The sequence below is a fragment of the Microbacterium sp. X-17 genome (assembly GCF_039615055.1).
In genome coordinates this window covers 24,715-51,500 of record NZ_JBDHNI010000001.1, presented here as the reverse complement: position 1 = coordinate 51,500, position 26,786 = coordinate 24,715, and the positions used below count along the sequence as shown (strand labels likewise).

General features: G+C 72.5%; 26 protein-coding genes and 1 pseudogene. 16 read left to right on the top strand and 11 right to left on the bottom strand.

All coding sequences use genetic code 11. The annotated features are described in order from the left end of the window. The gene (locus tag ABCS02_RS00255; protein ID WP_345833605.1) at positions 1-336 is read left to right on the top strand and encodes an SHOCT domain-containing protein; all 336 of its coding nucleotides are present in this window, start codon (positions 1-3) and stop codon (positions 334-336) included. Between the two features lie 94 nt (positions 337-430). Here ABCS02_RS00255 and ABCS02_RS00250 read toward each other — a convergent pair whose 3' ends face one another. Continuing rightward, positions 431-910 (bottom strand): MarR family transcriptional regulator, encoded by a 480-nt coding sequence (locus ABCS02_RS00250; RefSeq protein ID WP_345833604.1) that lies wholly within the window; start codon positions 908-910, stop codon positions 431-433. Positions 911-964: 54 nt separating this feature from the next. Here ABCS02_RS00250 and ABCS02_RS00245 point away from each other — a divergent pair, with 54 nt between their 5' ends. From ABCS02_RS00245 to ABCS02_RS00235, 3 genes are read left to right on the top strand one after another with little or no spacing between them, the layout of a single operon-like run. Continuing rightward, entirely contained in the window at positions 965-1,690 is a 726-nt protein-coding gene (locus ABCS02_RS00245) for a hypothetical protein (protein WP_345833603.1), read from the top strand. Further along, positions 1,687-2,472, top strand: coding sequence for an SDR family NAD(P)-dependent oxidoreductase (locus tag ABCS02_RS00240; RefSeq protein ID WP_345833602.1), 786 nt, complete (start codon positions 1,687-1,689; stop codon positions 2,470-2,472). Before ABCS02_RS00245 ends, ABCS02_RS00240 begins: the two co-directional genes overlap by 4 nt. Positions 2,473-2,499: 27 nt before the next feature. Further along, positions 2,500-3,402 carry a phosphoribosylaminoimidazolesuccinocarboxamide synthase gene (locus ABCS02_RS00235; RefSeq protein WP_345833601.1) on the top strand — a complete coding sequence of 301 codons (903 nt, stop codon included), beginning with the start codon at positions 2,500-2,502 and terminating at the stop codon, positions 3,400-3,402. Between the two features lie 15 nt (positions 3,403-3,417). Here the strand turns inward: ABCS02_RS00235 and ABCS02_RS00230 are convergent, their stop codons facing one another. Then, complete coding sequence (locus ABCS02_RS00230) at positions 3,418-5,316, bottom strand: heavy metal translocating P-type ATPase (protein ID WP_345833600.1); 1,899 nt, start codon at positions 5,314-5,316, stop codon at positions 3,418-3,420. Positions 5,317-5,459: 143 nt separating this feature from the next. Here ABCS02_RS00230 and ABCS02_RS00225 point away from each other — a divergent pair, with 143 nt between their 5' ends. Together ABCS02_RS00225 and ABCS02_RS00220 are read left to right on the top strand one after the other, a co-directional pair. Continuing rightward, the gene (locus ABCS02_RS00225) at positions 5,460-6,158 is read left to right on the top strand and encodes an RraA family protein (protein ID WP_345833599.1); all 699 of its coding nucleotides are present in this window, start codon (positions 5,460-5,462) and stop codon (positions 6,156-6,158) included. 33 nt (positions 6,159-6,191) lie between these two features. Further along, complete coding sequence (locus ABCS02_RS00220) at positions 6,192-7,094, top strand: VOC family protein (protein ID WP_345833598.1); 903 nt, start codon at positions 6,192-6,194, stop codon at positions 7,092-7,094. Between the two features lie 726 nt (positions 7,095-7,820). On the opposite strand, the pseudogene ABCS02_RS00215 reads toward ABCS02_RS00220, so the two are convergent. Together ABCS02_RS00215 and ABCS02_RS00210 are read right to left on the bottom strand one after the other, a co-directional pair. Beyond that, positions 7,821-9,287, bottom strand: a pseudogene (locus ABCS02_RS00215) (DHA2 family efflux MFS transporter permease subunit); the annotation flags it as partial. A gap of 13 nt (positions 9,288-9,300) precedes the next feature. After that, positions 9,301-9,882 carry a PadR family transcriptional regulator gene (locus ABCS02_RS00210; protein WP_345833597.1) on the bottom strand — a complete coding sequence of 194 codons (582 nt, stop codon included), beginning with the start codon at positions 9,880-9,882 and terminating at the stop codon, positions 9,301-9,303. Between the two features lie 301 nt (positions 9,883-10,183). On the opposite strand from ABCS02_RS00210, the gene ABCS02_RS00205 reads away from it, so the two are divergent. Both ABCS02_RS00205 and ABCS02_RS00200 read left to right on the top strand, forming a co-directional pair. Next, positions 10,184-10,492: a hypothetical protein gene (locus ABCS02_RS00205; RefSeq protein WP_345833596.1), complete on the top strand. Its 309-nt coding sequence runs from the start codon at positions 10,184-10,186 to the stop codon at positions 10,490-10,492. A 36-nt stretch (positions 10,493-10,528) separates the two neighbouring features. After that, on the top strand, positions 10,529-11,062 hold the full coding sequence (locus tag ABCS02_RS00200) for a MarR family transcriptional regulator (protein ID WP_345833595.1): 534 nt from the start codon (positions 10,529-10,531) through the stop codon (positions 11,060-11,062). 15 nt (positions 11,063-11,077) lie between these two features. On the opposite strand, the gene ABCS02_RS00195 is transcribed toward ABCS02_RS00200, so the two are convergent. The 5 genes from ABCS02_RS00195 to ABCS02_RS00175 all read right to left on the bottom strand — a co-directional run bounded on the left by ABCS02_RS00195 (position 11,078) and on the right by ABCS02_RS00175 (position 15,824). Continuing rightward, positions 11,078-11,689 carry a uracil-DNA glycosylase gene (locus ABCS02_RS00195; protein ID WP_345833594.1) on the bottom strand — a complete coding sequence of 204 codons (612 nt, stop codon included), beginning with the start codon at positions 11,687-11,689 and terminating at the stop codon, positions 11,078-11,080. 27 nt (positions 11,690-11,716) lie between these two features. Beyond that, a complete protein-coding gene (locus ABCS02_RS00190) occupies positions 11,717-12,340 on the bottom strand; it encodes a TIGR00645 family protein (protein WP_345833593.1) in 624 nt (207 codons plus the stop codon). Between the two features lie 64 nt (positions 12,341-12,404). Beyond that, complete coding sequence (locus ABCS02_RS00185; RefSeq protein ID WP_345833592.1) at positions 12,405-13,571, bottom strand: alcohol dehydrogenase catalytic domain-containing protein; 1,167 nt, start codon at positions 13,569-13,571, stop codon at positions 12,405-12,407. Then, complete coding sequence (locus ABCS02_RS00180) at positions 13,568-14,596, bottom strand: phosphonatase-like hydrolase (RefSeq protein WP_345833591.1); 1,029 nt, start codon at positions 14,594-14,596, stop codon at positions 13,568-13,570. The genes ABCS02_RS00185 and ABCS02_RS00180 overlap by 4 nt, the downstream gene beginning before the upstream one ends. 70 nt (positions 14,597-14,666) lie before the next feature. Further along, the gene (locus ABCS02_RS00175; protein WP_345833590.1) at positions 14,667-15,824 is read right to left on the bottom strand and encodes a TIGR03364 family FAD-dependent oxidoreductase; all 1,158 of its coding nucleotides are present in this window, start codon (positions 15,822-15,824) and stop codon (positions 14,667-14,669) included. 167 nt (positions 15,825-15,991) lie between these two features. Here ABCS02_RS00175 and kynA point away from each other — a divergent pair, with 167 nt between their 5' ends. From kynA to purQ, 6 genes are read left to right on the top strand one after another with little or no spacing between them, the layout of a single operon-like run. Further along, positions 15,992-16,852, top strand: a complete 861-nt coding sequence (gene kynA, locus ABCS02_RS00170) for a tryptophan 2,3-dioxygenase (RefSeq protein ID WP_345833589.1) — start codon at positions 15,992-15,994, stop codon at positions 16,850-16,852. Further along, positions 16,849-17,898, top strand: coding sequence for a hypothetical protein (locus ABCS02_RS00165; protein WP_345833588.1), 1,050 nt, complete (start codon positions 16,849-16,851; stop codon positions 17,896-17,898). Before kynA ends, ABCS02_RS00165 begins: the two co-directional genes overlap by 4 nt. Continuing rightward, complete coding sequence (locus tag ABCS02_RS00160) at positions 17,895-19,220, top strand: aminotransferase class V-fold PLP-dependent enzyme (protein WP_345833587.1); 1,326 nt, start codon at positions 17,895-17,897, stop codon at positions 19,218-19,220. The genes ABCS02_RS00165 and ABCS02_RS00160 overlap by 4 nt, the downstream gene beginning before the upstream one ends. Then, positions 19,217-20,074: a PaaX family transcriptional regulator C-terminal domain-containing protein gene (locus ABCS02_RS00155; RefSeq protein ID WP_345833586.1), complete on the top strand. Its 858-nt coding sequence runs from the start codon at positions 19,217-19,219 to the stop codon at positions 20,072-20,074. The genes ABCS02_RS00160 and ABCS02_RS00155 overlap by 4 nt, the downstream gene beginning before the upstream one ends. A 43-nt stretch (positions 20,075-20,117) precedes the next feature. Beyond that, complete coding sequence (gene purS / locus ABCS02_RS00150; RefSeq protein ID WP_345833585.1) at positions 20,118-20,375, top strand: phosphoribosylformylglycinamidine synthase subunit PurS; 258 nt, start codon at positions 20,118-20,120, stop codon at positions 20,373-20,375. After that, complete coding sequence (gene purQ, locus ABCS02_RS00145; protein WP_345833584.1) at positions 20,375-21,073, top strand: phosphoribosylformylglycinamidine synthase subunit PurQ; 699 nt, start codon at positions 20,375-20,377, stop codon at positions 21,071-21,073. Before purS ends, purQ begins: the two co-directional genes overlap by 1 nt. 56 nt (positions 21,074-21,129) lie before the next feature. On the opposite strand, the gene ABCS02_RS00140 is transcribed toward purQ, so the two are convergent. Further along, entirely contained in the window at positions 21,130-21,924 is a 795-nt protein-coding gene (locus ABCS02_RS00140; protein ID WP_345833583.1) for a helix-turn-helix transcriptional regulator, read from the bottom strand. Positions 21,925-22,001: 77 nt separating this feature from the next. On the opposite strand from ABCS02_RS00140, the gene ilvD reads away from it, so the two are divergent. After that, positions 22,002-23,867 (top strand): dihydroxy-acid dehydratase, encoded by a 1,866-nt coding sequence (ilvD, locus tag ABCS02_RS00135; protein ID WP_345833582.1) that lies wholly within the window; start codon positions 22,002-22,004, stop codon positions 23,865-23,867. 77 nt (positions 23,868-23,944) lie between these two features. Here the strand turns inward: ilvD and ABCS02_RS00130 are convergent, their stop codons facing one another. Next, entirely contained in the window at positions 23,945-24,322 is a 378-nt protein-coding gene (locus ABCS02_RS00130; protein ID WP_345833581.1) for a TfoX/Sxy family protein, read from the bottom strand. A 139-nt stretch (positions 24,323-24,461) separates the two neighbouring features. Between ABCS02_RS00130 and purL the strand changes: the two genes are divergently transcribed. After that, positions 24,462-26,780, top strand: a complete 2,319-nt coding sequence (gene purL, locus ABCS02_RS00125) for a phosphoribosylformylglycinamidine synthase subunit PurL (RefSeq protein ID WP_345833580.1) — start codon at positions 24,462-24,464, stop codon at positions 26,778-26,780. Positions 26,781-26,786: the final 6 nt, after the last annotated feature.

Here is a 26,786-nt window from a genome sequence, read left to right as displayed (position 1 = left end):
ATGCCTTTGGGACGAATGGGACGCCCGGGACTGATCGGGATGGCGGCCCGCACGGCCGTCGTGGCCGGGACGGCGACCGCCGTGTCGGGCAACGTGCAGCGGCGGCAGGCGCAGCGCCAGCAGGACAAGTACGAGCAGCAGGCGTACGAGCAGGAGCAGCAGCAGGCGCAGATGCAGCAGGCGGCACAGCAGGCCGCGGCACAGCAGCAGGCCGCGGCGCCGGCGCCTCCGGCCGACGACATGATGGCGAAGATCCAGCAGCTCGCCACCCTGCACTCGCAGGGGATCCTGTCGGACGAGGAGTTCGCCGCCGCGAAAGCGAAGCTCCTGGCCTGACGCGCGGCACCCGCCCCGTCGAGGGGCACGTAAACGCCCCTAAGACGCCGTTTTAGGGGCGTTTACGTGCCCCTCGGCTCAGTGGGTGGCCGGGTTAGCGGCGGAAGCCGGGGTGCCCGTCGAGCGGGACGGTGGAGGCGGCGGCGAGCTTCGCGAGGAGCGCCGCGAGGGCGACCTGCTCGTCGTCGTCCAGCGGGGACAGCACGTCGCCCTGGTGGGCCTCGGCGACCTCCCGCAGCCGCGCGAGCATCCGCTCACCGTCGGGCGCGAGGGTGAGCACGTTGTTGCGGCGGTCGCCCTCGCTGCGCTCGCGGACGACGAACCCCTTCGCCTCGAGCTCGTCCACCAGCGCGACAAGCCGGCTCGGGACCGTCCCGAGCTGCTCGGCGAGTTCGCGCTGACTGAGTCCCTGACGTCGCCCGAGCACCCGGATCGCGCCCGCCTCCCGCGGCGTCAGGTCCAGAGCAGCGACGCGCTCGGCGAAACGGTCTGCGGCGTCGGCCCCGAGCTGGGCGAGCAGGAACGCCGTGCGCGGCGGGGCGCCGCGGCGGGCGCGCTGGGGGAGGGACGTCACAGAATCCAGAATAGCGCTTGCGCGTAACGATTACACAGTGTAATCATTTCAATTATGAACGATATCCAGCCGACTCCCCGTCGTCGCCGACCGGACGGCCCGCCCCTGGGCATCCTCGCGGTCGTCCACGCCGGACTGTTCCTGCTCGCGCTGATCGTCGGGTTCGCGCTGTCCGGCGCGGGAGCGTTCCTCTCGCCGTTCGCCGGCGCGGACGCGGTCGCTGCGCACGCCCACGCCGATTGGGCAGCCATCCGCGTCGCCGCGATGCTGCAGTTCGGCTCCGCCGTGCCCCTCGGCATCTACGCCGCCACCGCGTTCGTCCGCCTCCAGCGTCTGGGGGTGCGCGTCCCGGGCCCGGCGATCGGCTTCACGGGCGGCCTCATCGCGTCGATCCTGCTGATGGTGTCGGCGTTCGGCACCTACCTGCTGAGCCGCCCCGAGCTGACGTCGGACCCGCGCCTGGCGCTCACGTTCTCGTTCCTGGCATTCGTCACCGGGGGCGTCGGCTACGTCGTCGGCCTCGGCCTGCTGATCGCCGGGATGGCAGTACCCGGTGTCATCCTCGGGCTGTTGCCGCGCTGGCTGGCGTGGGCGGGGCTGGTGGTGGCGGCGCTCGCGGAGCTCTCGTTCCTGTCCCTCGCTGTGGAACCGTTGCAGTTCCTGATCCCGATCGGGCGTTTCGCGGGGATCGCGTGGCTGATCGCGGCGGGGTTCCTGCTGCCGCTGGACCGGCGCGAGGTGGGGGATCGGGCGGGGACGCGCGAGGAGGTGCGGCCGTGAGCGAGGCACTCGGCGGGAGCCGGACGCCTCGCGACATTCAAACGCCTCGCGTCGCGTTCGTCCTCGGCGCGAACGGGGCGATCGGCAACGCGATCTGCCGGGCGCTCGGCGCGGACGGCCTCCTCATCGCCCCTGCCGCACGGGACGCCGACGCACTGCGCACCCTCCAGGACGAGCTCGTCGCGTCCGGCGTCGGATGCCCGGAGACCTTCCCGCTCGACGCCACCGACGACGAGGCGGTGGAGGCCGCCATCGCCTCGGCTGCAGCGCTCGGCGAGGGGTTCGCGGTCGCCGTGAACAACGTCGGCCGCGGCCACATGCCCACCCCGCTCGCGGACATGCCCGCGGACGTGTTCGACCAGCTCGTCGCGGTGAACTTCCGCACGGTGGCCGTCGCGATGCGTGCCGAGGTGCGGGCGTTGCGGGCGTCCGACGGGCCGCGCGCCATCGTGAACATCACCTCCACGGCCGGGACGCGCGGCGCCCCCGGGATGTCGGCGTACGCGGCGGCGAAGCACGCGGTGATCGGCCTGACCCTGACGACGGCGCTGGACGAGGCGCGGTCTGGCATCCGGGTGAACGCGGTCGCGCCGGGCCCGATCATGTCCGGCGGCAACCTCCGGCTGGACGACGCGACGCGCGAGCGGATCGGCGGGTACGTGCCGGTGGGCCGGATGGGGACGCCCGAGGAGGTCGCCGCGGCCGTCGCGTGGTTGGCGTCGCCTGCGGCGTCGTATGTGACGGGCGACGTGCTCGCGGTCGACGGCGGTCGCACGATCTGACGCGGGCGCGACCCCTACGATGGACGGGTGAGCGAACTGGCAGGCTGGAAGCACGTCTACTCCGGGAAGGTCCGCGACCTCTACGTCCCCGAGGGGGCGGAGGGGCTGGACGACACGGCCGCCGTCCTCGTGGTGGCCTCCGACCGGGTGAGCGCGTTCGACCACGTTCTCGAACCCGGCATCCCGGGCAAGGGTGAGCTGCTCACCACGCTGAGCCTGTGGTGGTTCGACCGCCTGGGCAGCGTCCCGAACCACCTCATCCCGGATCACGCGCTGGAGGGCGACCGCGTCGTCGAGCGGATCCCGGCCGAGGTCGCGGGACGTGCGATGCTCGTGAAGCCGCTCGACATGTTCCCGATCGAGTGCGTCGTCCGGGGATACCTGACCGGCAGCGGCTGGGCCGAGTACCAGACGACGCAGAGCGTCTGCGGGGTCCCGCTCCCGGCCGGGCTCACGGACGGCGACCGGCTGCCGGAGCCGATCTACACTCCGGCGTGGAAGGCCCCGCTCGGCGCACACGACGAGAACATCAGCTTCGAGCGCACGGTCGAGCTGGTCGGTCCGGAGGTCGCGGAGGAGCTCCGCCGGCTGTCGCTGGACGTGTATGCGCGCGGCGCGGCCATCGCCGAGGAGCACGGCGTCATCATCGCGGACACGAAGTTCGAGTTCGGCGCCGACCGCGCCACCGGGGAGATCACGCTCGCGGACGAGGTGCTCACCAGCGACTCCAGCCGCTACTGGGACGCGCGTGTGTTCGCCACCGCCACGAACCCGTCCGAGCGGATGGCGAGCTTCGACAAGCAGATCGTCCGCGACTGGCTCGCCGCCAACTGGGACAAGCAGGGCACCCCGCCCGAGCTCCCCGCCGAGGTGGTGGAGCGCACGGCCGCGCGGTATCGGGAGCTGCTGGAGCGGCTGACCGGGAGGTAGGGCGCGGGCCTCGCGCTATTCCGACCTCCGCGCCCCACTCTCCGCCACCCGCGGCCCGGCCCGCGGCTCCGCCACTACCTCGCGCGCGTCGAGCCGTCCCCCAATTGCCCTCAGCGCGGCGAGGATGGTCGCCACGTCGACCAGCTCCTGGATGAGCGCCCCCGCCGTCGCCGGGATGAAGCCGAACGCCGCGATCAGCATCAGCACGACCGACACCGCGATCCCGAGCCAGATGCTCTGGAGGGCGATGCGGACGGTGTCCGTGCCGATCCGCACGGCGCGGGCGACGCCGTGGATGTCGTCCACGAGGATCACCGCGTCGGCCGACTCGCTCGCCGCGGTCGCGCCTTTGGCGCCCATCGCGATCCCGACGTCCGCCGCGGCGAGCACAGGGGCGTCGTTGACACCGTCGCCGACCATGACCACGGGCCGCTCGGCGACGCCCGCGACCTCGGCGACCTTGTCGGCCGGCAGGCACTCCGCGCGGACGCGCGTGATGCCGAGTTCCCCCGCGATGTGCTCGGCGGTCTCGCGGGCGTCGCCGGTGGGCATCATCGTGTTCGTGACACCGAGCGCTGACAGCTCGCGGAGCGTGGCCGCCGCGTTGGACCGGAGCCGGTCGCTCGCGAGCAGCGCGCCCGCGAACCGGCCGCCGATCGCGACGTAGACCGCCAGCTCGCCCGGCGCGATCGGGGTGCGCACCGCGTCGGGCGCATGCGCGGCGACGAACGCGAACTTACCGACCACGACCTCCCTGCCGTCGATATCGGCCACGACGCCGTTGGTCGCGGCCTCCTGCGCGGAGGCGGCCTCGCGCAGCTCCAGCCCGCGTTCCCGGGCGGCCTTGATGAACGACGCCGCGAGCACATGGGACGAGTACTGCTCGGCGCTGGCCACGGCGGTCAGGAGCTCGTCCGCGTCGAACGGCGGCTTCGGGCGCACGTCGCTGAGGGCCGGGGCGCCATAGGTGAGCGTGCCCGTCTTGTCGAACACAGCGGTGCGCGCCCGCGCGAGCTGCTCCAGCACGCCGCCGGACTTCACGATGATGCTGTTGCGCGCGCCTCGGCTCATCCCGCCGATGAACGCGACCGGGGCCGCGATGAGCAGCGGACACGGCGTCGCCAGCACGAGCACCTCGGCGAATCGCACCGGGTCGCCGCTCAGCCACCAGGCGATCGCGCCGAGCGCCAGCGAGAACACGGTGAACGGCACCGCGTAGCGGTCGGCGAGCCGGACCACGGGCGCCTTGCTCTCCGCAGCCTGGGCGACCAGCGCGACGATCTGCTGGTACTGCGAGGATGCGGCGGTGGAGGTCGCCCGCAGCTCGACGGCCTCCTGCCCGTTCACCGACCCGCTCAGCACCTCGTCGCCCGTCGTCTTCTCGACCGGGATGCTCTCCCCGGTGATCGACGCCTGGTCGAACGCGGCGCGGGCCGAGAGCAGGATGCCGTCGACCGGGACGATCTCGGACGGCCGGACGAGCAGCGCGTCGCCCACCTCCACCCGGTCGACCGGGACCTCCTGATAGCCGCCGTCGACCACGAGATGCGCCAGCTGCGGGGCGCGCGTGAGGAGGGCGTCGAGCTCGCGTTTCGCCCGGCGGTTGGCGTAGTCCTCGAGCGCGTCGCCGCCGGTCAGCATGAGCACGACGATCAGCGCGGCCACGAACTCGCCCACCAGCACCGTGGCGACGATCGCCGTGATGGCCAGGATGTCGAGACCGAACCGGCCGTGCGCCATCGCCCGGACCATCCCCGCCGCCTGCCACACGGCGACGGCGAGCGCGTAGACGCTGAACAGCCACTGCACCAGCCAGCCGGCGCCTGCGAGCGCCAGGATGACGCCGATCAACCCGATGCCCAGCGTCAGCGTCACGACCCAGTACCGGCGGGCCAGCCGCGCCATCCGTCTCATCGCACCTCCCGGAACCATCCTTGGGCAGCGGGTCGCGTCGGAGAAGACCCGACCTGGATCCGTGGGGAACTCGCCAGGGAGGCGGGGCTGTGGAGGAGAAAGGCATTCCCCCACGCGCATGAGCGCGGCGGTAGCGTCGCGACATGGAAACCACCGGCACCGACGCTCACCCGCTCCCCACCGCCGCCGTCGCCGACGCCGCGGTGCGCCTCGGAATCCCCGTCGCCGCGGCCCCCGTCGCGCTCCTCCCGCTGCTCCCGGGCCGGCCCTTCCACGGCCCCGCCGCACCTGTCACGCACCTCGGAAGCGTGGACGTGCTCCTGGAGACGATCGACGACGCCCCTCCCGGCGCGGTCCTCGTCGTCGACAACGGCGGCCGGCGCGACGAGGCCTGCGTCGGCGACCTGATGCTGCTGGAGGCGCGGGAGGCCGGCCTCAGCGGTGCCGTGATCTGGGGCCTCCACCGCGACACCGCGCAACTGCGGGAGATCGGCCTGCCGCTGTTCAGCCTGGGCGCGAACCCGTTCGGCCCGCGCCGGGTGCCGCCCGCCGGCGCCGCGATGCGCAGCGCCATGCTCGACGGGGTCGCCGTCACGCCGGGCGACTGGATCGTCGCCGACGACGACGGCGTCCTCGTGGTCGGCGCCGACCCGCGGGATGAGCTCTTCGCGGAGGCCCGGCACATCCAGACGGTGGAGGGTGCGCAGTCCGAGCGGATGCGGGCCGGGACGTCGCTGCGCGCCCAGCTCGACTTCGCCCGCTACCGCGAGCTCCAGGCCGCAGACCCGTCGCTCACCCTCCGCCGCTACCTGGCCGAGACGGGCGGCGCGATCGAGACCTGAAATACCCGCGGCCTCTCGCGCGTTGCATTACGCATGCCAGAACTGCTTCCCGCCGACTCCGCGATGGGTGCGGTGACCCTCCGAGTCGCCGACCTCGACGCGATGACCGCCTACTACCGCGACGCCGTCACGCTCTCCGTGCTGGCAGCGGAGGGAGGCCGCGTCATCCTCGGCCGGGGCGCGACACCCTCGGTGATTCTGGAGCACGCGCCCGAGCTGAAGCACGCCTCCCCCGGTGAGGCCGGACTCTTCCACACCGCGATCGTGTTCGACAGCCAGGAGGCCCTCGCGGCCGCGGTGTACTCGGTCGCGCACCGCGCCCCCGGCACCTTTACCGGCAGCGCCGACCACCTGGTCTCGCAGGCCTTCTACTTCACCGACCCGGAGGGGAACGGCGTCGAGCTGTACTGGGACCGCGACCGGAGCCTGTGGAGCTGGACGCACGGGCAGGTGGAGATGGACACGCTCTACCTCGACCCGAACGCGTTCCTCCGCGAGCACCTCAGCGAACGCGGCGCTGCGCTGGCCGAGCTGCCGATGCTGGATGCGACGGACGCGGCCGCCGATCCGCGCTTCGGCGACGCCGTGGTCGGTCACGTGCACCTGTCGGTTGGGGACGTCGCCTCGGCCCGAGCGTTTTACGTCGACCGGCTCGGGTTCGAGGCCACGGCCTCCCTCGGCTCGTCGGCGCTGTTCGTATCCGCGGGCGGGTACCACCACCACATGGCGATGAACACGTGGAACAGCCGTGGCGCGGGCGTGCGGCGCCTGGCGCTGGGGCTCGGGGAGGTGGAGCTGCGGCTCCCCGGCTCAGACGACGTGGGCGCGCTCACCGAGCGGATGCGTCACTACGCGGTCCCGACGCGCGACGACGGCCGATCGGTGTCGTTCGATGATCCGTGGGCGAATGTGGTGCGGGTGGTCGCAGAGGCGTAGGCGGCGGAGGAGATTGTGGGCGGCGCGCCGCGCTGAGGCAGCGAACGGAGGACTTCCTGGCCGGATCGGTCGGGGAGTCCTCCGTTTTTTACGTGGTGGCGCGGCCGCGGCTAGTCGGCCGCGGGGGCGTAGGCAGCGGAGGAGATTGCTGGCGACACACCCCGCAGCGGCAGTGAACGGAGGACTTCCTGGCTGGATCGGTCGGGGAGTCCTCCGTTGTTCGCGTGGTGGGGCGGCCTCGGCTGGTCGGTCGCGGGGGTGTTGGCAGCGGAGGAGATTGGGGGGGGCACGCGCCCTCGAACAGTTAACGAGAGGACTCCCCGGCCGGATTGGCCGGGGAGTCCTCCGTTGTTTGCGTGGGCCGGGCTAGTCGGTTGCGGGGGCAGCGTGGATGCCGTGGTGCTCGTCGCCGTCGCGGCGCGCGTCGGCGGCCGGTTCGGCGGCGTGCGCGCCGTGCCGCGCGGCGTCCACCGGGCCGGAGGCTGCGTGCGCGCCGTGCGCGGGCGCAGCGGGCTCCGTGACCCCGGCAGGCTCCCCGATGATCGCGTGGGCACCCGCGGGCTCCGCGGCGACCGCACCGGCACCCTCACTGGCGGCGACACCCTCCGCGGCGACCGCACCGACAGTGACAGGCTCCCCAGCGTCCGCACCGGCACCGGCCGGCGCCGCTGCACCGGCCTCACCAGCGGCACCCTGGGCGGCAGCCGCCCCCGGCCCCCACGCCGGCGGCTTGGGCTTCGCCCACCACACGACGATGAGCGCTCCCAGGAACGCCACCGCCGCAGGCAGCAGCAGCGCCTCCGACATCGCCTGGGTGAACCCGGCGTGCAGGAAGCTCGGCAGCTCCGTCCCGGTGGTCGCGGTCGGCGCCGCGCCGCTCGGGGCCTTCGGCAGGTCGGCCGCGAGGCGGCCGGTGATGAGCGCGGAGATGGACGCGCTTCCGAGGACGGCGCCGATCTGGCGCGTGGTGTTGAACACGCCGGAGCCGGCTCCCGCCTGGTTCATCGGGAGGTTGCGGGTGGTGACGGCCGAGATCGGTCCCCAGACGCCCGACATCGCGATGCCCATCAGCGCGCTCGGGATGAGCAGCCACCAGATGCTCACATCCGGGGTCAGCATCCGCGAGTAGAGGAACAGCGACAGCGAGAACAGCACCAGCCCGGGCGTCGCGATGAACTTCGGGTTGATCCTGTCGATCAGCCGGCCCATCACCGGCGCGAGCACGCCGGAGAACACGGCGGTCGGGGCGAGCATCAGCGCCGACTGGGTCGGGGTGAGGCCGCGCACGGTCTGGAAGTAGAACACCAGCGGGAGCGCCATACAGGTGACCGCGAAGCCGACCGTCGTGATCGCGCCGTTCGAGAGCGAGAAGTTGCGGTCGCGGAACAGCGGGAGCGGCAGCAGCGGCTCCTTCTTGTTGAGCGCCTGCCAGACGACGAACGCGATCAGCACGACGATGCCCGCGATGATCAGGCCCCACACCGAGAACGGGCCGTCCCCGATGACACCCCAGTTGTAGGTGCCGCCCTCCTGAATGCCGAACACCAGCAGGAACATGCCCACCGCGGAGAGCACGACGCCCAGGATGTCGAACGCGTGCGTGTGCGTCGGGAGCTTCGGGACGAGCCGCATCGCGAGGATGAACGCCACGATGCCGACCGGGACGTTGATGAAGAAGATCCACTCCCAGCCGAGCCAGTCGACCAGCACGCCGCCGAGCAGCGGGCCGATCAGCGTGGCGACGCCGGCGACGGCGCCCCAGAGGCCCATCGCGGCACCTCGGCGGTCGGGCGGGAAGATGCGCGTGATGACCGCCATCGTCTGCGGGGTCATCAGCGAGGCGCCGAGGCCCTGGACGACGCGGGCGGTGATCAGCATCCCGATGCCGCCGCCGGCCATGACGCCGGAGAATCCGCACCAGGCCGAGGCCAGGGTGAAGATGACGAGGCCGATCAGGTACATGTTCTTGGGGCCGAAGCGGTCGCCGAGGCGGCCGGTGATCAGCAGCGGGACGGCGTACGCGAGCAGGTAGGCGCTGGTGACCCAGATGACCGCGTTGTAGTCCGTACCGAGGTTGAGGCCCTTCATGATCGACGGGTTGGCGACCGACACGATGGTGGTGTCGATCAGGATCATGAAGAACCCGATGACGAGCGCCCAGAGGGCGGGCCACGGCTTCAGTTGGCGTTCCATGTGATTCTTTCTCTCAGTGCTGCTTCTCCTCGTCCCAGGAGATGGCTCCGGAGGCGAGGTCGTCGATGAGGGCTTCGAGGGCGGCGGCTTCGGCCTCCGCCGTCGTGCGCAGGTACCGCACGTCGAGCCAGTACTTCTCGGGCAGCCCCTTCGCGCGGACCCGGTGGATCCCGTCGTCGAGGAGGGCGATGTCGGCGCGCATGAGGCCGACACGGTTGCGCAGGAGGTCGATCACGGTGTCCACCGGGAGGTTGTGCGCCTCCCCGAGTCCGAGCGGGAACTCGGGGAACTCGTTGACCGGGGTCGCGATGATGTCCGCGACGCGTTCGCCGAGCGCCCGGGTGCCCTCCTCGGTGATCTCGTAGGTGGTGCGCTCCGGGCGGTTGCCCTCGCGCTCGGTTCCGGTCGCGCGCACGAGCCCCTGCCGGGCCAGGCGGTCGACCGTGTGGTAGAGCGAGCCCGGCCGCACCTTGACGAGCCGGTCCTCCGAGCGCAGCACGAGCGTCTGATACATCTCGTACGGGTGCGTCGGCCCCTCGGCGAGCAGCGCGAGCGCTGCGACGGCGAGCGGCGTGAGGGTCGGGGAGTGGGGCATGGCTTCTCGGGCAGACGCTTTCGGTGGGATGGATGATCGGAAAGGATTATTCCGTGTGGAATAGTACGCCAGGGGCATTTTCGGAGTCAAGCGCCCGGCGATCGGTCGTTGTCACGATCCGCTGCTTAGTCGCCGGACGGCAATGGGCCAATGTAACTAGGTGGACTAGCTACGCAGCACCTGCGGCCGGATAGGGGCTCCAACTTGCGGTGAAAAAATATTCCGATAACCGGATAGCTAGATGATCTAGCTAGCGCTATGATCGTTCCAAGCTCACACGCCCCAGTGGAAGGAGACGACGATGGGCGCCCTGATCTACGACGGCCAGTCGTTCGAGTTCGACGACCGCGCGCTCGCGCACCTGCAGGCCGTCATCACCATGAAGCTCCGCCGACGGGAGCCGTTCCTGCTGTCCTGGAATCCCGACGAGGCCGAGCCGATCGGTCGCCACGCGATCTGGATCGACAACGCCATCCCGCTCCGCTACGAGTTCCTGTCCCCCACTCCCGAGCGGCTCGACGAGCAGTGGCTGAACACGCTCGCCGACCAGTCGTCGCGCGCGAGCGGCCTCTACTTCTCCCCGCAGCGCGCCGAACCCCTCGTGGTCTGACGCGTCGCGCCGGTCCGCAGGATTATCATCGACAGCATGGCGACGGGCAGACCCGATTCCACCCCATCCGCGTCCGGAGGCCCGGGCGCGGATCGTCGGCGCGCGCTGGAGGTCCTCGAAGGCCTCCGCAGCTACCTGGTCGCCGAGTCGGCGATGCAGCGCCGCTCCGAGAAGAGCATGAACCTCACGGTCAACGACATCTCGGCGCTCCGCTACCTGCTGCGCGCCCGGGAGCGCGGCATCGCGGTCGGACCCAAGGAGCTCGGCGACTACCTCGGCATCCAGAGCTCGTCCGTCACGGTGCTGCTCGACCGGCTCGAGAAGGCCGGCCACATCCGCCGCGAGCCCAGCCCGTTCGACCGCCGGGCGCTGATCATCGTGCCCGCGGTGCCTGTCGACGAGATCCACCGCGCGATCCTCGGCGACGTCCGGGAGGAGCTGGTCGATGTGGCCGCGACGCTGGACGACGACGAGTCCCGCGCGGTCATCCGGTTCCTCGACCGGCTCCGCGACGCGATCGACAGCATCGACGACGTGACGGCGCAGGAGCACAAGCGGACCGGCCGCTGAGGCGGGCGGGAGCGCTCAGAGTTGCAGCGCCCGGTTCAGCTCGATGAGCTGTTCCGCGAACAGCGTCGCGCCGCCCTGCGCGGGATGCCGGATCGCCGGCGCCTCCAGTCCCGCCGTCGCGATCGCGCCCTGCGCCTTCCTGCCCACCGCCACGACCGTCTCGATCTCCAGCGCGCGGATCAGTTCCAGCGCGACCGGCGCTCCCGCCCGCACCTCGGCGGGCCTCGGCGTGCGGTTGCTGTGCGGCGTGCCCGCGACGAACGGGTGGAGCGGGTAGACCGGCCACGACAGCGGCACCGGGCCGCGCCAGTCCTGCAGCGTCGCCCAGACGACCCGGCTGGAGGCCTCCCACGGCGCCTGCGGATGCGCGGGCAGCTCCAGTCCGGGGACCACCCCGGCCTCGGCCTCCCGCACCGACACGAACGGGACGCCGGTCACCGTCATCCCGCGCCAGCCCGGCGCCTCGCCCAGCAGCAGGACCGACGCGTGCGGCATCGCGAAGTACCGTCGCAGGTTGCGCTCGCGGCGCCGGCCCTCCGGATCGTCGCCGTACAGGGCTTCGGCGTCGTCCGGCTCGGGAAGCGCGCGCAGCAGCTCGAAGAAGCGGGCGAACGGGTCGGTGGCCATCCCCCTACGATGCCACGGCCGTGGGGGTCAGTGCTCGGCGCGCACCCGCGGCTTCGACATCCGGTCGATGGCGGCGAGCGCGACCGCCGAGGCGATGAAGACGCAGTGGATGACCACCTGCCAGAACACGCCGAGCGACGTGTACCGCTCCCCGTCGATCGACCCGCCGTTGGAGGCGCCGAGGTCGCCGACCGCGATGAAAGTCTTCAGCAGGTGGATGGAGGAGATGCCGATGATCGCCATCGCCAGCTTCACCTTCAGCACGTTGGCGTTGACGTGCGACAGCCACTCCGGCTGGTCGGGATGGCCCTGCACGTTGACGCGGGAGACGAACGTCTCGTAGCCGCCGATGATGACCATGATCAGCAGGTTGGCGATCATCACGACGTCGATCAGCCCGAGCACGGCGAGCATGACGTACGCCTCGTCCACGTGGCTCGGGTCGGAGATCACCTTCTCGGTGAGGTGCCAGAGCTCCACGACGAAGACGTAGACGTACACCGCCTGGGCGACGATGAGCCCGAGGTAGAGCGGCGCCTGCAGCCAGCGGCTCGAGAAGATCAGGGCGCTGATGGCGCGGCTGGGCGCACGGGGAGGCGGCGCTGCGGGCGCATGCTGGGCTGCGGTCGGGGCGACGGGGGTCTCGATCACGGGGGTCCTCACGGTCGGGCGGCTCCCAGGATAGGCAGCCTTAGATGTGAGAACGCTCAGGAAGTCAGCTCGGCCGCACCGCCACCCGGGGGTGCCCGGTCGCCGTCAGCGCGGCATCCACCTCCGCGAGCGGGAACACGGCGCCCACCTGCTCCGCGAAGGGGTACGTCGTGCCCGCCTCCGCCAGGAAGCGGACCGCCTGCTCCAGGTGTCTCGGCGCGTAGTTGTGGACGCCGCGGACGGTGAGGAGGCGCCGGACCAGCTGCTCCGGGACGAGCGGCAGCTCCGGGCCGTCCGAGAGCGAGCCGGCCAGGACCAGCACCCCGCCGACGTCGACGACCGGCAGCAGCGACCGCACGGCGGACGGATTGCCGGAGAACTCCAGGGCGATCGTGGGCGCGGACGCCCGGCCGCCCGCCTTCGTCAGGGCCGCCGCCAGGCCGGTGCGGGAGTCCGGCGCGGCGCGCGGGTCGGCGACGGCGGCGGCCCCGAACAGGAGGGCGGCCTCCCGGCGCTCGGGGATCGGGTCGCTGACGACCACCTTCGCACCGGCCTCCGTCGCCATCGCGGACGCGGTCAGGCCGAGCATCCCGGCGCCGGTGATCAGCACGAGCGCGCCGTCGAGGGGGACGATCGCGGAGGCGGCCTCCAGTGCGGCGGCGACGGTCGCCGTCGTGCAGGACGCGGGCGCGAGCACGGCGGCGGGGAGCTCCTCCGGCGCCGCCACGATCGAGGTGCCGTCGAGGAGGTGCGTGTGGGTCGCGAAGCCGCCGGACAGCTCCCAGCCGCGCCGCATGCGCTCGTGGCCGTACTTCTGGAGGTTGACGCACCGCTGCGGGAGGCCGCGGCGGCAGCGCGCGCAGCGTCCGCACGGCACGGCGACGGACCACACGACGCGCTCGCCGAGTGCGACGCGATGCCCGTCGGTCGTCTTCGCGCCGCCGCGGCCGAGCGCGACGACGCGGCCGACCTGCTCGTGACCGAGCACGAGCGGCGTCGGCGCCAGGCGGTGCCCCAGCGCCGTGTGGATGTCCGAGCCGCACACCGTCGCCAGCTCGACCTCCACGAGCACGTCGCCCGGCGCGAGCCGCACGCCGGGGACGGCCACGGCCTCGTGCCGGTGGCCGACGCCCTGCCAGACCATCGCGGTCGCCGACGGGTACACGCTCACCCCCATCCCCAGGCTCGCGGGCGGCGCGACGACGCGCGGGGTCACTGCCTTGATCGTCACCGGCCGGTCTGCCCCTCCGGCTGGTCGGCTGCACGCTGGGCGGCCTTCGGCGCGGCGGGGAGCGTGGCGGCCGCGTCGAGGTCGTCCTCCGCGTCGTCCTCGTCCAGGTCGTCCTCGTCGTCGTCGGCGTCCTCGTCACGGGTGCGCCGGTCGTCCGCCTCGTCGGCGTCGAGGTCGTCGTCGAAGTCCAGCTCGTCCAGGTCGTCGAACTCGTCGTCCAGCTCGTCGGCGCGCTCCAGCGCGTCCAGGCCGAGCAGCTCGGCCAGGTCGGCGACGCTCCCGATGACCGCGTCCGCGCCCGCGGCGGTGAGCGTCCTCTCGTCGTGGGCGCCGGTCAGCACTCCGACGACGAGGCCGGCGCCGGCGGCGAGGCCGGACGCGATGTCGCTCGCGGTGTCCCCCACGACGACCATGCCCTCGACGCTCGACGCCCCGGTGCGCAGCAGCGCCGTGAGCGGCAGGTCGGGGTAGGGGCGTCCGCGGCGGGCGTCCGACGCGCTCAGCGTGAGGTCGGCGAGGTCGCGCCAGCCGAGAGCGTCCAGCACCGTGTCCTGCGTCGCGCGGGAGAAGCCGGTGGTGAGCACGACGGCGACGCCGAGCGAGCGGAGGCGGCGGATGAGGTCCTCGGCGCCCGGCACCGGGCGGAGGCCCTGGTCGGCGGCGAGCTCGGCGTAGGCGGACTCGAAGACGGCGTTGGCGTGCTCCGCCTGGTCCTCGTCGTCGGCCAGCGCGCGGAAGACAGCGATCTTCGGCTGGCCCATCGTGTCGTGAGCGAACCGCCGGGCGCGGCGCTGCTCGTCGTCGGTGACGGCCAGCCCGGCCGCGTCGACGGCGCGGAGGAACGCCTGCTCGACCAGGCCGTCGTCCACGACGGTGGTGCCCGCGAGGTCGAGCACGACGAGCTCGAGGTCCGCGAGGTCGTCCGGGTCGTCGGCGTCGGCGGCGACCACCGTGGCCGCGTCGACCTCGGTGTCGATGATGGCGGCGTCGTCGAACTCGCTCGTGATGAGGCCTTCAGGAGACATGGTCGGTGCCTTTCTGTGCGGAGCTTCGGTGGTCGGCAGGGGTGCGGTGGGCGGTCGGCGGTGTCGAGGATCAGCGTGTGCGCGCGGCCGCGGCGGCGGTCAGCACTCCCGGCGCGGTGGCGAACAGCTCGTCCACCACGCGGTCGGCGAGCCCGAGCCCGGTGGTCATGCCGATGCCGGAGGTCACGGAGACGACGCGGACGGACGGCGCCGGGGACGACACGAGGAAGTCGTCGGCGGCGGTCGCGTGGACTCCCTGCCAGCGCTCCAGCACGCGCACCCGGCCGAGGCCGAACAGCGCCCGCGCGCCGTCCAGCAGCAGCTCGAACGCGGTCTCCGCCTGGAACGGCGGCACGTCGTCGCCGCTGCGCCTGGCCGCTCCGAGCAGGACGGAGCCGTCCGGCCGCTGCGCGAACACCTGGTCGATGTCGAACGCGGCGAGGTCCGGGCGCTCGGCGGCGAGCCGCTCCCGGAGCGCGTCGACGCCGGGGACGCGCGCGAACCCGGAGGCCCGCGTCAGGGACCGTCCGGTCAGCACCGGCGCCGTCAGGGGGCGGTCGAAATCGGCCTCCACGAGCAGCATGTCGAGCCCGGTGCGCTGGATGCCGTGCGCCTCCGCGATGCCGGGGAACAGCCGGTCGACCTCGTGGTCGACGGCGACCACGACGGCGTCCGCGGACACCCGGCCGCGGGACGTGTGCACCCGGCCCGTCTCGACGCCGGTCACGGTGGTGTGCCAGAAGAAGTCGACGCCGTGCGCGTCCAGCCAGCGCGCGATCGCCGGAGCGGCCTCCCGCGGGTCGACCTGGAGGTCGGCGGGGAAGAACGCGCCCCCGACTGCGACGCCGTCGGCGACGGGCACACGCTCGCGCACGTCGGCGGGGGTCAGCATCCGCACGTCGTGGCCGCCGCGGGTGTCGCGGAACTCCTCCAGCACGGCCAGCTCGTCCGGCGCCTGAGCGACGACGACCGTGCCGGCCTCGCCGAGCCAGAATCCGGCCTCGACGGCGAGCGTCAGCCAGAGCTCGCGGCCGAGCTCGGCGTACGCCCTCGCCTCGCCCTCCTGGCCGGTGATGCAGAGGTGTCCGAAGCCGCGGACCGAGGACCCCTCCACGCTGGAGGCGCGATCCACAACGGCCACGGTCAGCCCGCGCCGCAGCGCCGCCACCGCATGCCCGAGCCCGACGATGCCTCCGCCGACGATCGCGAGGTCGTAGTGCCTGCCCATTCCCGTCTCCCGTCCGCAGGAAGTCCCTGCACGACGGTAGGAGCCGGCGACGACGGAGGCGGCAACTCCAGGTAACCGGGCGGTGAACGACAGCGAACGTCCGCGTGCCGCGCCGTGGCGTCGAGGATGCTGTTGCACTTCCGTGACGATCGGCGCAGAATCGCAACATGACGTCGAACCAGAACACGCGCGAGTTCGATCCGGACATCGTCACGGACTTCCGCGAGCGCATGTCGTACGGGTCGTATCTCGACCTCGGCACCCTGCTCAGCGCCCAGAAGCCGGTGAGCGTGCCGGAGCACCACGACGAGCTGCTGTTCATCATCCAGCACCAGACCACCGAGCTCTGGCTGAAGCTCGTGCTGCACGAGCTGGAGTCGGCGCGCGACCTGCTGCGCGCCGACGAGCTGCAGCCGGCCCTCAAGCGGATCGCGCGCGTCAAGCACATCCAGAAGACGCTGACGGAGCAGTGGTCGGTGCTGGCGACGCTCACGCCGACCGAGTACGCCCAGTTCCGCGGCTTCCTCGGCAACTCGTCAGGGTTTCAGTCGTACCAGTACCGCGCGGTGGAGTTCGTCCTCGGCAACAAGAACCGGCGGATGCTGTCGGTCTTCCGCGACGATCCCGGCGCGCTCGCGCTGCTCACCGAGCTGCTGGAGGCGCCGAGCGTGTACGACGAGTTCCTGCGCTACCTGGCCCGCGCCGGGCACGCCGTGCCGCAGGCCGTGCTCGACCGGGACGTCACGGAGGCCCACGTGTTCAGCCCGGAGCTGGTCCCGGTGTTCCGCGACATCTACGAGCACGCCTCGGAGCACTGGAGCGAGTACGAGGCGTGCGAGGAGTTCGTGGACCTGGAGGACAACTTCCAGCTCTGGCGCTTCCGCCACCTCAAGACCGTGCTGCGCACCATCGGCATGAAGACCGGCACCGGAGGCTCCACCGGCGTCAGCTTCCTGCAGAAGGCGCTCGACCTGACGTTCTTCCCCGAGCTGTTCGCCGTGCGGACGGAGATCGGGGCGCCGGAGTGAGCGACGACCGCTCGCAGGTCGGCGCCATCCGGGTGGACGCCGTCTGGAGCGGCGCGGGCTTCGACGGCCCGGCGACGTTCCACGTCGTCGGCGAGCGCCTCGTACCCGCGCCCGCCGACGCCCGCGCACCGGTCTATTTGGGCGGCACCCTCTTCCCCTCACTTACCGACCACCACACGCACCTCGGCCTCTCCGACCCGGCCGCGCTCTTCGCCGGCGGCATCACGCACGCGGTCGACCTCGGCTGGATCCCGGGCGTCGCGGCCTCCTGGCTCACCGACCTTCCGGGCCGACCCGCGGTCGCGATCGCGGGCGCGCTGGTCACCGCCCCCGGCGGCTACCCGGTGGCGTCCGGATGGGCTCCGGAGGGCGCAGCGGCGGAGGTCGGCGGCCCGCGCGAGGCCAGAGACACGGTGCGGAAACAGCTCATGCTGGGAGCCTCCCGCATCAAGGTCGCCCTCAACAGCGACGCGGGCGAAACCGTGGACAACTCGACGCTCGCCGCGATTGTGGAGGAATCCCACGCCGCAGGGCTCCCCGTCGTCGCGCACGTGCAGGGCGAAGGCCAGACCGCCCGCGCGGTGGCGGCCGGTGTCGACCAGCTCGCGCACACCCCGTTCACCGAGCGGCTGGACGACGCGCTCGTCGCGGAGTCCGTCCGCCGCGGGATGACCTGGATCAGCACCCTGGACATCCACGGCTGGGGCACCCCCACCGAGCACCACCGCATCGCCGTCGACAACCTCCGTCGGTTCGCCGCCGCGGGCGGACGCGTGCTGTACGGCACCGACCTCGGCAACGGCGACCTCCCCGTCGGCGTGAACGCACGCGAGCTCGCCGCGCTGCAGGAGGCCGGACTGACCGGCGCGGCGCTCGTGCGCACGATCGCGGGCGGCCCGACGGCCTCCCTCGGCCCTCGCGTCGCCTGGGTCCCCACCCCGCCGCCCGCCGACGACCGCGACCTGCCCGCCTGGCTGGCCACCGCCCGCGGCGTCCGCATCCCCGACCTCCTCCCCTCCCGACCGCTTCGACAGGAGACCCCATGACCGACATCCCCGAGGACCTCTTCGCCTACGACCCGCTCGACGACGAGGCCGCGGCGGCCGACGCCGACACCCTCGCCGGCGATCCCCTCGCCGCCGCCCGCGCCCTCGATGAGGCCGACCCGCTCGCCGCGTACCGCGACCGGTTCGTGGGCGTCGGCACCGACCTCGGCTCGGCCTCCCCGGTCCTCGCGTACTTCGACGGCAACTCCCTCGGGCGCCCCGTGCGGGCGAGCGTCGAGCGCATCCAGCGGTTCCTCGTGGACGGCTGGGGAGGCCGGCTGATCCGCGGCTGGGACGAGGAGTGGATGGAGCTGCCGTTCCGGATCGGCGACACGCTCGGCGAGACCGCGCTCGGGGCCGCGGCCGGGCAGGCGTTCATCGGCGACTCCACGACCGTGCTCCTCTACAAGCTCGCGCGCGCCGCCGTCGACTCCCTGCCCGAGCGCAGCGAGATCGTCCTCGACACCGACAACTTCCCGACCGACCGCTACGTGCTCGACGGCATCGCGCGCGAGCGCGGCCTTTCCCTGGTCTGGATCGAGGCGGACACCGAGTCCGGCGTGACTCCCGAGCAGGTCGCGGCGGCGGTCGGACCGCGCACGGCGCTCGTCGTGCTCAGCCACGTCGCGTACCGCTCCGGGTTCCTCGCCGACGCCCGCACGATCACGCGCATCGTCCACGACGCGGGAGCGCTCGTGCTGTGGGACCTCTGCCACTCCGCCGGGTCGGTGCCCGTCGAGCTGGACGAGTGGGACGCCGACCTGGCCGTCGGCTGCACCTACAAGTACCTGAACGGCGGCCCGGGCTCGCCCGCGTTCGGCTACGTGAACAGCCGCCTCCAGCGCCGGCTCGTGCAGCCGATCCAGGGCTGGATGGGCGTGCGCGACGTCTTCCTGATGGGGCCGGAGTACCAGCCCGCCGACGGCGTCCGCCGCTTCATCTCCGGCACGCCGCCGATCGTGGGGATGCTCGCCCTGCAGGACACCGTCGCGATGATCGCGGAGTGCGGGATCGACGCGGTGCGCGCGAAGTCGGTCGCACTCACGTCGTTCGCCGTCCGGCTCGCCGACACGTGGCTGACGCCGCTCGGCGTCACGCTCGCCAGTCCGCGCGACCCGTCGCAGCGCGGCGGGCACGTCACCCTCAGCCACCCGGCGATGCGGGAGGTCACGGCGCGGCTGTGGGAGCGCGACGTGATCCCCGACTACCGCGACCCGGACGGCCTCCGCATCGGGCTGTCGCCGCTGAGCACGAGCTTCGAGGAGGTCGCGGTCGGGCTGGCGGCGGTGCGGGATGTGCTGGGCGAGCTGATCACGGAATGAGCGGCCAGGTGGGGGTGCGGGAGGTGCGGGAGGACCTCGAAGCCAGCAGCGGCTCCGCCACCGCCATGCTCCGCACCGTCGTCGGCAGCACCCTGCGGCCGCTCGGCGGCTGGATGAGCTCCGCCGGAGCGGTAGAGCTGATGGCCGCCCTCGGCGTGCCGGCGACGACCGCGCGTTCCAGCCTGGCGCGGCTGTGCGCGCGGGGCGTGCTGGTGCGCGAGCCGCGGGACGGGGTCGCGGGCTACGCGCTCGACCCGGCCGCGGTGCCGATGCTGGAGCGCGGGGACGCGCGCATCTTCGGCGAGCGCGCCGCGCCGGCCTCCTGGTGCCTGGTGTCGTTCTCGTTCCCCGAGCACCAGCGCTCGCAGCGTCACCGCCTGCGGCGGACGCTCGCCGCGCTCGGCTGCGGGACGGTCGCGGACGGACTGTGGATCGGGCCGGACGCCCTGGAGGCCGAGCTCGCGGAGGTTGCGCATGCGTTCGGTGCCGACCTGTTCACCGGCGCGCACCTGGCGGACACCCCCGCCACCCCGGACCTGCCGTCGGCCCTCGCCCGCTGGTACGACCTCCCGGCCATCCGCACCCTCCACGACGCCTTCCTCGCCCGCTTCCAGGACGCGGAGGCGCCGGCCGACGACCGCGACGCCTTCGCCCTGTGGATCCGCCTCCTGGACGAGTGGCGCGTCATCCCGTACCGCGACCCCGGCCTCCCCGCCGCAGCCCTCCCCGCTGACTGGCCGGGCGCCGCCTCCGCCGCCCTGTTCGCGCGCCTCGACGCCGCGCTCGCCGGGCGCGCGCTCGCCTTCGCCGCCCGGACCGCCCGCGCGGACCGAGGCGCCTCCGCCCCACGGTAGAATCGCTGTGGCCCGGATGCGCGAGTGGAGCGGAGATCACCCTTTGTCGACGATCGTTGTGGAAGTCATGCCCAAGGCTGAGCTGCTCGACCCGCAGGGGAAGGCCGTTGCCGGCGCCCTCGCGCGCATCGGCAAGGGCGAGTTCTCGGGAGTCCGCGTCGGCAAGCGGTTCGAGCTGACCGTCGACGGCCCGATCGACGACGAGATCAAGGCCGCGGTCGCCGAGATCGCCTCCGAGATCCTCTCCAACTCGGTCATCGAGGACGTGGTGGGCATCCACTACCCGGGCGAGGACGCCTGATGCGCATCGGCGTCATCACCTTCCCCGGCTCGCTGGACGACCGGGACGCACTGCGCGCCGTCCGCATCGCCGGCGCCGAGCCGGTCGCGCTCTGGCACGGCGACCATGACCTCCAGGGCGTCGACGCGCTCGTCCTCCCGGGCGGGTTCAGCTACGGCGACTACCTGCGGTGCGGCGCCATCGCCTCCCTCTCGCCGATCATGACCGAGGTCGTTGACGCGGCGGGCAAGGGGATGCCGGTGCTCGGCATCTGCAACGGCTTCCAGATGCTCGCCGAGGCGCACCTCGTCGCCGGCGGCCTCATCCGGAACGACCACGGCAACTTCATCCGCCGCGACCAGCACCTGATCGTCGAGAACGCGGACACCCCGTGGACCAACGGCTTCGAGCGGGGCCAAGAGATCGTCATCCCGCTGAAGAACGGCGAGGGCGGCTTCATCGCCTCGGCCGAGGAGCTGAAGCGGCTGGAGGGCGAGGGACTCGTCGTCTTCCGCTACGCCGGCGTGAACCCCAACGGCTCACTGGACGACATCGCGGGCGTCCGCAACGAGCGCGGCAACGTGGTCGGCCTGATGCCGCACCCGGAGCACGCGGTCGAAGCGGGCTTCGGTCCCGACACGGCGGCGGCCATGCGCTCGGGTGTCGACGGGCTCACCTTCTTCACGAGCGTCATCCGCTCGGCCCTGGTCGAGGCGTAACCGCCCGCCGAGACGTGACTAATCACGGGAATGGCCCGAGCGATTCCCGCGATTAGTCACGTCTCGGCGGTGTAGACGACCAGGCGCAGGTCGGGGTGGTCGGTGGGGGTGAGCTGGTGGTGCTCTAGGGTGACCGGGCCGCGGCGCGGGTGGCGGAAGCGGCGCTCGCGGGAGGCGAAGCCGCGGATGTCGTAGCGCTCCCACGCCGCGCGAAAGGCGGGGCTGGCCTCCCGCAGCCGCTCGACCAGCGCGCGGACGGCCGGGTCACCGGCCCGCGTGCCCGTCTCCGCCCGGAACTCCGCCAGGAAGCGCGCACTCGTCTCCTCCCAGTCGGGCAGCAGCTCGCGCACGGCCGGGTCGGTGAAGACCAGCCAGAGGAGGTTGCGGTCCTCGCGCGCCACGTGCGCGACGTTCGGGTACAGGTCCGCGTAGGCGGCGTTCCAGCCCGCAATCCCCCAGTCCGGTGCGAGGGCGAAGGCCGGGTTCGCACCGAGCGCGTCGAGGAGGCGCTGCACGTGCGCCGGGGCGTCCTCCACCGGCCGGGTCGGGACGAGCGACGGGAGGCCGAAGCCCGCGAGCGACAGCAGATACTCGTGCTCGGGCGGCGTCAGCCGCAGCGTCCGCGAGACCGCGTCGAGCACCGAGCGGGACGGGTTGATCTGCCGGCCCTGCTCCAGCCACGTGTACCAGGTGACGCTCACACCGGACAGGTAGGCGACCTCCTCGCGGCGCAGCCCGACGTCGCGCGAGCGCCCGACCGGCGGGAGGCCGTACTCCGTCCGCGGCGCCTGCTCGCGGCGGCTGCGCAGGAAGCGTCCCAGCTCGGCGCGGCGGTCGTCCTGTTCGGTCACGCGCTCGATACTAGTGCTCCCACTACTAGTATCAGCGCCGCCTTCCGGCCGGAGCGCGACGCCCGCACGATGGGAGGATGCCCGCTCTCCGCTCCCGCACTGTCACCCACGGCCGCAACATGGCCGGCGCCCGCGCACTGCTGCGCGCCGCCGGCGTCGCCCGCGAGGACTTCGGCAAGCCGATCGTCGCCGTCGCGAACAGCTTCACCGAGTTCGTCCCCGGCCACACCCACCTCCAGCCGGTCGGCCGCATCGTGTCGCAGGCCGTGCAGGCCGCAGGCGGCATCCCGCGCGAGTTCAACACGATCGCGGTGGACGACGGGATCGCGATGGGCCACGGCGGGATGCTGTACTCGCTGCCGTCGCGCGAGTTGATCGCCGACTCCGTCGAGTACATGGTGAACGCCCACTGCGCGGACGCGCTGGTCTGCGTCTCGAACTGCGACAAGATCACGCCCGGGATGCTGCTGGCCGCGCTGCGCCTCAACATCCCGACCGTGTTCGTCTCCGGCGGCCCGATGGAGGGCGGCCGCACGGTGCTCGTGGACGGCACGGTCCGCAAGCTCGACCTCATCTCCGCGATGGCCGACTCCGCCAACGACGCGGTGTCCGACGAGGACCTGCTGCGGGTCGAGGAGGCCGCCTGCCCGACCTGCGGCTCGTGCTCGGGCATGTTCACGGCGAACTCGATGAACTTCCTGGTCGAGGCGCTGGGCCTCGGCCTCCCGGGCAACGGCTCGACGCTCGCCACCCACACCGCTCGCCGCGCGCTCTACGAGAAGGCGGGCGCGACCGCCGTCGAGCTCGCGCACCGCTACTACGACGGCGAGGACGCGTCCGTGCTCCCCCGCTCGATCGCGACCCGGGAGGCCTTCGGCAACGCGATGGCGCTCGACATCGCGATGGGCGGCTCGACCAACACGATCCTGCACCTGCTCGCGGCCGCCCGCGAAGGCGGCATCGACTACGACCTGGACGACATCGACCGGCTGTCCCGCCGCGTCCCGTGCCTCAGCAAGGTCGCGCCCAACGGCGCGGCGCTGGTGGAGGACGTGCACCGCGCGGGCGGCGTCCCCGCGCTGCTCGGCGAGCTCGACCGCGCCGGCCTGCTCGACCGCGGGGTGCACAGCATCCACGCCGCGTCGCTGGAGGAGTGGCTGGCGGACTGGGACATCCGCGGCGGCTCGGCCACGCCCGAGGCGATCGAACTTTTCCACGCCGCCCCCGGCGGAGTGCGCTCTGCGCAGGCGTCGTCGCAGTCCGAGCGCTGGGAGTCGCTGGACACCGACGGCGCGACCGGTGTGATCCGGGATGTCGCCCACGCGCACTCGGCGGACGGCGGCCTCGCCATCCTCCGCGGCAACCTCGCGCCGGACGGCTCGGTGGTGAAGACCGCGGGCGTCGACCCGAGCATCCTGGTCTTCTCCGGCCCGGCCGTGGTGGTCGAGTCGCAGGAGGAGGCGGTGGACGCCATCCTGACCAAGCGCGTGCAGGCCGGCGACGTGGTGGTCGTCCGTTACGAGGGTCCGCGCGGCGGGCCGGGGATGCAGGAGATGCTGTACCCGACGTCGTTCCTGAAGGGCCGCGGGCTCGGAGCGAAGTGCGCGCTCATCACGGACGGCCGGTTCTCCGGCGGGACGTCGGGCCTGTCGATCGGGCACGTCTCGCCCGAGGCGGCGGCCGGCGGCGCGATCGCGCTGGTGGAGGACGGCGACACGATCACGATCGACGTCGCCGCGCGCAGCATCCGGCTGGAGGTCCCGGACGCCGAGCTCGACGCGCGGCGGGAGGCGCTCGCATCGGGCCGCGGGTTCCGTCCGCTGGACCGGGAGCGGCCGGTGTCGGCGGCGCTGCGGGCGTACGCCGCGATGACGCTGTCCGCGGACCAGGGCGCGGCACGGGACGTCGACCAGCTCACCCGCGCGGCGGTCCCGACCGCGTAGCCGCCCGCGCCGAAGGGCACGTAAGCGCCCTTAAAACGCGGTTTTGGGGGCGTTTACGTGCCCTTCGAGCTTCCGAATCAGGGCTTGGGGGCGCGGGGCTTGCGCGGCTTCTTCTCCTTCGGCGGCATGCGCCCGACCTGCTCCAGTGCGACGCCGATCCACTCGCGGAGGCGGTCGGGGTCGTCGCGCCAGGCGTCGGGGAGGGAGACGTAGCCGCCCATCGGTCGCTCGGCCGGTCCGTACGGTCCGGTGCCGTCGATCGCCTGCAACTCCTTCCGCACCGCGTCGTCGGGCAGCCGCACGCCGACGCTCTCGCCGAACAGCCCGGCGAACATGTTGCCGTTCACGAACGCGCCCAGGTTGGCGAACATCGGCTTGACCTCGACGCCGGGAGCGTCGGGCACCACCGAGCGGAACAGCTCCATCGTCTCCTGCGACGGTCGTGGGATCTGCATGGGTGTGCCTTTCCTCCGGCAGCGGGATGTGCACAACGGCACCTCTCCACATCCTGCCACTCGCCCGGGACAGCGCACCCCTGACCCCCGGTAGACTGGACCCCATCCCCCGCCACCGCCAGCAGCCTGGAGTGCCCGCGTGACCGACACCACCGTCCAGCATGTCGTCGACACCGTCGCGAACGCCGCCGCGACTCCGGAGAAGGAGCAGCCGTACGCGGCGCTCGGCCTCAAGGAGGACGAGTACGCGCAGATCCGCGAGATCCTCGGCCGCCGCCCCACCTCGGGCGAGCTGGCGATGTACTCGGTGATGTGGTCGGAGCACTGCTCCTACAAGTCGTCCAAGATCTACCTGCGCCAGTTCGGCCAGAAGGTCTCGCCCGCGATGAAGAAGAACCTCATGGTGGGCATGGGCGAGAACGCGGGCGTCGTGGATGTCGGCGAGGGCTGGGCGGTCACCTTCAAGGTGGAGTCGCACAACCACCCGTCGTATATCGAGCCGTTCCAGGGCGCCGCGACCGGCGTCGGCGGCATCGTCCGCGACATCATCTCGATGGGCGCGCGCCCGGTCGCCGTCATGGACCAGCTCCGCTTCGGCCGCATCGACGACCCGGACACCGCCCGCGTCGTCCACGGCGTCGTCTCCGGCATCTCGTTCTACGGCAACTGCCTCGGCCTCCCGAACATCGGCGGCGAGACGTACTTCGACTCCGTGTACCAGGGCAACCCGCTGGTCAACGCGCTCTCGGTCGGCGTGCTGCGCCACGAGGACCTCCACCTCGCCAACGCGTCCGGCGCGGGCAACAAGGTCGTCCTGTTCGGCGCCCGCACCGGCGGCGACGGCATCGGCGGCGCGAGCATCCTGGCCTCCGACACGTTCTCCGCGGGCGGGCCGACCAAGCGCCCGGCCGTGCAGGTCGGCGACCCGTTCGCCGAGAAGGTGCTCATCGAGTGCTGTCTGGAGCTGTTCCGCGACAAGCTCGTGGAGGGCATTCAGGACCTCGGCGCCGCGGGCATCTCGTGCGCGACCAGCGAACTCGCCTCCAACGGCGACGGCGGCATGTTCGTCGAGCTCGACAAGGTCCTGCTGCGCGACCCCACGCTCACGGCGGAGGAGATCCTCATGTCCGAGAGCCAGGAGCGCATGATGGCGGTCGTCAAGCCCGAGCTGCTCGACGCCTTCCTCGCCGTCACCGCCAAGTGGGACGTCGAGACCAGCGTGCTGGGCGAGGTCACCGAGACCGGCCGCCTCGTCATCAACTGGAAGGGCGAGGAGATCGTCAACGTCGACCCGCGCACCGTCGCGGTCGACGGCCCGGTGTACGAGCGCCCGGTCGCCTACCCCACCTGGATCGACGCCCTCCAGGCCGACACCGCCGCCGTCCTGGCGCGCCCGTCAACGGGCGACGAGCTGCGCGAGCAGGTGCTCGCCCTCCTCGGCAGCGCCAACCTGGCCGACAAGAGCTGGATCACCGACCAGTACGACTACTTCGTGGGCGGCAACACCGCGCTCTCCTTCCCGGACGACTCCGGCATGATCCGCGTGGATGAGGAGAGCGGCCTCGGCTTCGCGATCGCGACCGACGCCAACGGCCGGTACTGCCAGCTCGACCCGAAGCAGGGCGCCAAGCTGGCGCTCGCGGAGGCCTACCGCAACGTGGCGGCCTCCGGCGCCGTGCCCGCCGCGGTCACCGACTGCCTCAACTTCGGCAGCCCGGAGAACCCCGAGGTCATGTGGCAGTTCTCGCAGGCGGTGGAGGGCCTCTCCGACGCCTGCCTGGACCTGGAGATCCCGGTCACCGGCGGCAACGTGTCGTTCTACAACCAGACCGGCGACACCCCGATCTTCCCGACGCCGGTCGTCGGTGTGCTCGGCGTGATCGACGACGTCGCCCGCCGCATCCCGGCCGGCTGGCAGGACGAGGGCGAGAACATCTACCTGCTCGGCATCACCCGCGAGGAGCTCGACGGCTCCGCGTGGGCCGGCACGATCCACGGCCACCTCGGCGGCCGCCCGCCCGCGGTCGACCTCGCGGCGGAGCGCACCCTGGCCGAGACGCTGCACGCGGCATCGGTCGAGGGCCTCGTCTCGTCGGCGCACGACCTCGCGGACGGCGGCCTCGCCCAGGCGCTGGCCGAGAGCGTGATGCGCTTCGGCGTCGGCGCCCGCGTCTGGCTCGGCGAGGTGCAGGAGCGCGACGGCGTGGACGCCGCGACCGCGCTGTTCAGCGAGTCCACCGCCCGCGTCATCGTCTCGGTGCCGCGCGAGGACGACGTGAAGTTCCGCGGGCTCTGCGAGGGACGCGGCGTGCCGCTGCTCCGCATCGGCGTCACCGACGCCGAGGTCGGCGCTCAGCCGGTGCTGGAGGTCCAGGACCTCTTCACCGTCGGGATCGAGGAGCTGCGCGGGGTCCACCGCTCCACGCTCCCCGAGCACTTCGGCCCGACGGTCGCGTAACCGCGC

Coding starts and splice junctions, on each gene's coding strand:
- ABCS02_RS00255 (WP_345833605.1), top strand. CDS start 1: ATGCCTTTGGGACGAATGGGACGCCCGGGACTGATCGGGATGGCGGCC.
- ABCS02_RS00245 (WP_345833603.1), top strand. CDS start 965: ATGAACGATATCCAGCCGACTCCCCGTCGTCGCCGACCGGACGGCCCG.
- ABCS02_RS00230 (WP_345833600.1), bottom strand. CDS start 5,316: ATGAGACGGATGGCGCGGCTGGCCCGCCGGTACTGGGTCGTGACGCTG.
- ABCS02_RS00225 (WP_345833599.1), top strand. CDS start 5,460: ATGGAAACCACCGGCACCGACGCTCACCCGCTCCCCACCGCCGCCGTC.
- ABCS02_RS00220 (WP_345833598.1), top strand. CDS start 6,192: ATGCCAGAACTGCTTCCCGCCGACTCCGCGATGGGTGCGGTGACCCTC.
- ABCS02_RS00210 (WP_345833597.1), bottom strand. CDS start 9,882: ATGCCCCACTCCCCGACCCTCACGCCGCTCGCCGTCGCAGCGCTCGCG.
- ABCS02_RS00205 (WP_345833596.1), top strand. CDS start 10,184: ATGGGCGCCCTGATCTACGACGGCCAGTCGTTCGAGTTCGACGACCGC.
- ABCS02_RS00200 (WP_345833595.1), top strand. CDS start 10,529: ATGGCGACGGGCAGACCCGATTCCACCCCATCCGCGTCCGGAGGCCCG.
- ABCS02_RS00195 (WP_345833594.1), bottom strand. CDS start 11,689: ATGGCCACCGACCCGTTCGCCCGCTTCTTCGAGCTGCTGCGCGCGCTT.
- ABCS02_RS00180 (WP_345833591.1), bottom strand. CDS start 14,596: ATGTCTCCTGAAGGCCTCATCACGAGCGAGTTCGACGACGCCGCCATC.
- ABCS02_RS00175 (WP_345833590.1), bottom strand. CDS start 15,824: ATGGGCAGGCACTACGACCTCGCGATCGTCGGCGGAGGCATCGTCGGG.
- kynA (WP_345833589.1), top strand. CDS start 15,992: ATGACGTCGAACCAGAACACGCGCGAGTTCGATCCGGACATCGTCACG.
- ABCS02_RS00160 (WP_345833587.1), top strand. CDS start 17,895: ATGACCGACATCCCCGAGGACCTCTTCGCCTACGACCCGCTCGACGAC.
- ABCS02_RS00155 (WP_345833586.1), top strand. CDS start 19,217: ATGAGCGGCCAGGTGGGGGTGCGGGAGGTGCGGGAGGACCTCGAAGCC.
- purQ (WP_345833584.1), top strand. CDS start 20,375: ATGCGCATCGGCGTCATCACCTTCCCCGGCTCGCTGGACGACCGGGAC.
- ilvD (WP_345833582.1), top strand. CDS start 22,002: ATGCCCGCTCTCCGCTCCCGCACTGTCACCCACGGCCGCAACATGGCC.
- ABCS02_RS00130 (WP_345833581.1), bottom strand. CDS start 24,322: ATGCAGATCCCACGACCGTCGCAGGAGACGATGGAGCTGTTCCGCTCG.